This window comes from methane-oxidizing endosymbiont of Gigantopelta aegis (genome assembly GCF_016097405.1).
Taxonomy (GTDB): domain Bacteria; phylum Pseudomonadota; class Gammaproteobacteria; order Methylococcales; family Methylomonadaceae; genus Methylomarinum.
The window spans coordinates 599,825-603,620 of the sequence record NZ_JAEHGD010000002.1; the positions used below are offsets into that span (position 1 = coordinate 599,825).

Annotated in this window: 6 protein-coding genes; 5 read left to right on the forward strand and 1 reads right to left on the reverse strand. The window is 44.0% G+C overall.

Going from position 1 to position 3,796, the window contains the following annotated elements:
* Nucleotides 1-145 precede the first annotated feature (145 nt).
* A complete protein-coding gene (locus JEU20_RS13785; protein ID WP_198246696.1) occupies nt 146-349 on the reverse strand; it encodes a hypothetical protein in 204 nt (67 codons plus the stop codon).
* A gap of 216 nt (nt 350-565) precedes the next feature.
* On the opposite strand from JEU20_RS13785, the gene pqqA reads away from it, so the two are divergent.
* The 5 genes from pqqA to pqqE form a co-directional block, all read left to right on the forward strand.
* Complete coding sequence (gene pqqA / locus JEU20_RS13790) at nt 566-640, forward strand: pyrroloquinoline quinone precursor peptide PqqA (protein ID WP_080524503.1); 75 nt, start codon at nt 566-568, stop codon at nt 638-640.
* A gap of 113 nt (nt 641-753) precedes the next feature.
* Nucleotides 754-1,665 (forward strand): pyrroloquinoline quinone biosynthesis protein PqqB, encoded by a 912-nt coding sequence (gene pqqB / locus JEU20_RS13795; protein ID WP_198246697.1) that lies wholly within the window; start codon nt 754-756, stop codon nt 1,663-1,665.
* Between the two features lie 11 nt (nt 1,666-1,676).
* The gene (gene pqqC, locus JEU20_RS13800; RefSeq protein ID WP_198246698.1) at nt 1,677-2,420 is read left to right on the forward strand and encodes a pyrroloquinoline-quinone synthase PqqC; all 744 of its coding nucleotides are present in this window, start codon (nt 1,677-1,679) and stop codon (nt 2,418-2,420) included.
* Nucleotides 2,420-2,692, forward strand: coding sequence for a pyrroloquinoline quinone biosynthesis peptide chaperone PqqD (gene pqqD, locus JEU20_RS13805; RefSeq protein ID WP_198246699.1), 273 nt, complete (start codon nt 2,420-2,422; stop codon nt 2,690-2,692). The genes pqqC and pqqD overlap by 1 nt, the downstream gene beginning before the upstream one ends.
* Nucleotides 2,670-3,796: pyrroloquinoline quinone biosynthesis protein PqqE (gene pqqE, locus JEU20_RS13810; RefSeq protein WP_198246700.1), on the forward strand; the 1,127-nt coding region annotated here is incomplete at its 3' end. The genes pqqD and pqqE, both read left to right, overlap by 23 nt.

Genomic DNA, 3,796 nt, shown 5'->3' on the forward strand with positions numbered 1-3,796 from the left:
GTAAAAAAGTATCAAGACTATTCATAAGAAGACAGAATTAAAATGTTTCTTGTAAGAATAGACTGACCTGTTAAAAATGCAAGGTTTTTAGCATTAAAAAACCGGTATGAACACCGGTTTTTTTTGCAGAATCGAAGTGGTAAACTTATTTTCCGGAGCCTTTAAAAAGAGCAATAGCCTGATCAACTAGGTTGGAAATGGCCGATTCGGTATCACCGTGGGGTTCAGTTTCACCGAAAGGCTCGGCATTTTTTATCGTGTACATATATATGAAATAGCCTAACGGCGCAAATGAAGCGAGCGCTAAAAGCCACATAAAGAAAGTTATTTCAAGAATTTCACCGAACATGGTTGTTTTCCTCTTTTAGAATCAAAATAGTTAACTGATTTTTTCATATACTGGAAAGAGGTGCAAGACCTAAAGGTAATATAAAAAAATCGGAGCATGCTCAAAGCCTACTGAATGTAAGTTTTTTAGAATTTGCCAAAAAAAAAAGTTCATCGTATACTTGCCGGTAGCTTACTTGATCAAGCTAGCTTAAATAAAACTTCTGGAGGTAATACAATGAAATGGGAAACACCAGCTTACACCGATCTGCGTTTTGGATTTGAAGTGACTATGTATATTTACAATCGCTAAAACCGGATGGATAAAGAGGAAAGGGGCTTGCTTTAAGCCCCTTTTTTTTGCCTGTAGCTTTTGAATCCCGTATTATTAGCGCTTTATCACACAAACAAAAAACCAAATTATCTATGAAAATCAGAGTACTTGGGTCAGGTGCCGGCGGTGGCTTTCCGCAATGGAATTGTAATTGTCACAATTGCCACAGATTGCGGCATAATCAGATGAAGGGGCAAACCAGGACACAGTCTTCAATCGCCGTTAGTAGTGATGATAAAAACTGGGTATTGTTCAACACATCTCCGGATATCCGTGCCCAGCTTGAATCATTCCCTGCAATCCAACCTAAAGAAGGCGTTCGGGACACCGGCATTAAAGCGATTATTCTGATCGATAGCCAGATTGACCACACTACAGGCATGTTGATGTTAAGGGAAGGGGAACCCTTAGATGTGTATTGTACAGAAATGGTAAAACAGGATTTAAGCACGGGCTTTCCAGTGTTTAAAATGCTAGAAGATTATTGCACGGTTAAGCATCATCCCATTCCCTGCGATGGTAGTTCGTTCACAATTCCAGGTATTGAAGATTTGCGGTTTTACAGTCATGCCCTAAAAAGCAAGGCGCCGCCGTATTCGCCGCACCGGCATGATCCACATGAAGGGGATAATGTAGGCGTCATTATCGAGCAGATTTCAAGTGGTAAAAAAGTGTATTATTCACCGGGTTTGGGCGAGATTGAGCCGCATGTTATGGATGCGATGCAGGCGGTTGATTGCTTGATGGTGGATGGCACATTCTGGACCGATGATGAAATGTGTGCGCAGAATATCAGTCCTAAGCGTGCACGTGAAATTGGTCATTTACCCCAGTCCGGCCCAGGCGGTATGATAGAAGTATTAAATGGTGTTAAACAAACACGTAAGATTTTGATCCACATCAATAACACCAATCCGATTTTGGATGAAGATTCGCCGCAACGTAAAACGCTGGACGATGCGGGTATCGAAGTCGCCTATGATGGCATGGAAATTAATTTATAGAGAGAGGCAACATGAGCTGCTGCGATCACGATAAAAAGGCTTGGAGCCGGGAACAGTTTGAAGCCAAGTTGCGGGGGATGGAAAAGTATTATCATATCCATCATCCAATGCATACCTTGATGAACGAAGGGAAATTGACCAAACAACAATTACAAGGCTGGGTGGCGAATCGATATTATTATCAGATTATGATTCCGATCAAAGATGCCAATATTCTGGCTAATTGTCCGGATCGTAAAACGCGTGCTAAATGGATTCAGCGTATTTTGGATCATGATGGCAGTCCCGATGACCCTGGCGGCATTGAAGCCTGGATTCAACTGGGGCTAGCCGTAGGGCTCAGTCGTGAAGAAATCACTTCACAAAAGCATGTCTTGCCAGGGGTTCGCTTTGCAGTGGATGCCTATGTGAATTTTGCCCGTCGCGCCGATTGGCATGAGGCGGCAAGTTCCTCATTGACAGAGTTGTTTGCCCCTAAAATTCATCAACAACGTTTGGATAACTGGCCGGAGTTGTATCCATGGGTTGAAGATGAAGGATATACTTATTTCCGCAAGCGCCTTTCTGAAGCCCGGCGCGATGTGGAGCATGGCCTTGAGCTGACGCTGGATTGGTATAAAACGCGTGAACAACAAGAGCGTATGCTGGATATTCTGAAATTCAAGCTGGATGTGTTATGGAGTATGGCGGATGCGATGTATTTGGCATACATTGTTGAAATGCCCCCGTATTTTAATATTGACAGGCAGGCATAATGGCGCTGGAAAAGGATAAGGCGATCAGTTTCTCACCGATGCATCGGTTGCAGTGGGAAGATGCGCAAGATAAATATGTTATTCTCTATCCGGAGGGGATGGTTGAACTGAATCAGAGTTCTGCTGAAATCCTCAAGCTTTGTGATGGTCAACGTCACGTCAATGATATTATTGTCGAACTGGAGCGGAAATTTTCAACTTCAGGGCTTGGTGACGATATTACTCAATTTCTGGAAATTGCACTGCAAAATGGCTGGATCAAACAACCCTGAAGTGACCCCACCGCGATGGCTATTGGCTGAGTTGAGCTATAAATGTCCGTTGCAGTGTCCTTATTGTTCGAATCCTTTGGATTATGCCCAATATACGGAAGAACTTGCGACCGAAGACTGGAAGCGCGTGCTGACACAGGCCCGAAAAATGGGTGCGGTGCAATTGGGCTTTTCTGGTGGTGAGCCCTTGACCCGGCAGGATTTGCCGGAGCTGGTCAGGCATGCGCGTGAATTAGGTTATTATTCAAACCTGATTACCTCGGGGTATGGTTTGGAAGAAGACAAAATTGTACAGCTCAAAGAAGCCGGTTTAGATCATATTCAAGTCAGTATTCAGGCCAGCACGCAGGAATTAAATGATCATCTGGCGGGTACAGCGTCTTATCAGCATAAGCAAGAGGTTGCCAAGCTGGTCAAAAAGCATGGCTACCCAATGGTGCTGTGTGTCGTGATTCATCGAGAAAATATCCATCAGATGCAGCAGGTTCTGGAAATGGCTGAATCTTTGGGCGCGGATTATCTTGAGTTGGCCAATACTCAATATTATGGTTGGGCGCATTTAAATCGAGATCTGTTACTGCCGACCAAGGAGCAGTTTGAAGAAGCTGAAAAAACTGCGCAGGCATTCAAGAAAAAGGTCGAAGGGCGGATGAAAATCTATTATGTGATTCCGGACTTTTATGAAGACCGTCCTAAGGCTTGTATGAACGGATGGGGAACAACATTTTTGACCATAGCGCCGGATGGGGTCGCGCTGCCGTGTCATTCGGCACGTGAATTACCCGGACTGTGTTGTCCGAATGTCAAGGAATACAGTATCGAACAAATCTGGTATGAATCAGAGGCCTTTAATTTTTTCCGAGGCTTTGACTGGATGCAAGAGCCTTGCTTGAGCTGTGATGAAAAAGAAAAAGATTTTGGCGGCTGTCGTTGTCAGGCTTATTTAATGACTGGCGATATGATGCGGACCGATCCTGTTTGCAGTAAATCACCCGATCATGCGGTGATTGACGAGGCGATTGAATCTGCCCGTAAAGCGGCCTTACAAGGAACGGAAAAACCGCTCGTTTTCAGAAACAGTAAAAATTCTAAAAAATTAGTGTA

Bases quoted from the DNA above. Each gene is read 5' to 3' on its own strand.
- pqqB (WP_198246697.1), top strand. From the start codon at position 754: ATGAAAATCAGAGTACTTGGGTCAGGTGCCGGCGGTGGCTTTCCGCAA.
- JEU20_RS13785 (WP_198246696.1), bottom strand. From the start codon at position 349: ATGTTCGGTGAAATTCTTGAAATAACTTTCTTTATGTGGCTTTTAGCG.
- pqqD (WP_198246699.1), top strand. From the start codon at position 2,420: ATGGCGCTGGAAAAGGATAAGGCGATCAGTTTCTCACCGATGCATCGG.
- pqqC (WP_198246698.1), top strand. From the start codon at position 1,677: ATGAGCTGCTGCGATCACGATAAAAAGGCTTGGAGCCGGGAACAGTTT.